This is a genomic window from Erwinia sp. GW821-FHT03D09 (assembly GCF_059420805.1).
The window spans coordinates 1-758 of record NZ_JBWKUK010000048.1; the positions used below are offsets into that span (position 1 = coordinate 1).

Here is a 758-nt window from a genome sequence, read left to right on the forward strand (position 1 = left end):
CTGCGCAGAAGTGGGTGCATGCTCAAGCTGACGCTGAAGTTTTTCTTTATCTGCCAACAGAACCGTTTGCTGATGCTGGGCGGCGGTCAATTTATCCTGCAGCTCTTTAAGCTGCACGGCAATCACTGCGCTGTTTTTCTCCTTGCTAAGCAGATTGTTTTGCAGTTTTTGCTGAAGCTGCTGTTGCTCAGACTGCAGAGCTGCTTGTTGAATTTGGGACGCGGCCAGTTTTTCCTGTAGAACTTTGATCTTATCTTCCGCTGATTTTTTCTCAGCGATGAGCATTTCGCTGCTTAATTTAGCCTGCTCAGTAGCGCTGCGTTCTTGTTTCTGTAGCAGCTGAGCACTGGCATCCAACTCACTTTGCAGAGCCTTAACTCTCTGCTGGCTGTCGGCCAGCTGCGCAGAAGTGGGTGCATGCTCAAGCTGACGCTGAAGTTTTTCTTTATCTGCCAACAGAGCCGTTTGCTGATGCTGGGCGGCGGTCAATTTATCCTGCAGCTCTTTAAGCTGCACGGCAATCACTGCGCTGTTTTCCTCTTTGCTAAGCAGATTGTTTTGCAGTTTTTTCTGAAGCTGCTGTTGCTCAGACTGCAGATCTGCTTGTTGAATTTGGGACGCGGCCAGTTTTTCCTGTAGAACTTTGATCTTATCTTCCGCTGATTTTTTCTCAGCGGTGAGCATTTCGCTGCTTAATTTAGCCTGCTCAGTAGCGCTGCGTTCTTGTTTCTGTAGCAGCTGAGCACTGGCATCCAACT

At 48.7% G+C, this 758-nt stretch carries 1 protein-coding gene; it reads right to left on the reverse strand.

Features of this window, described 5'->3' with window-relative positions; genetic code table 11:
• Positions 1-758: hypothetical protein (locus AC07U6_RS22235; RefSeq protein WP_494764862.1), on the reverse strand; the 758-nt coding region annotated here is incomplete at both ends.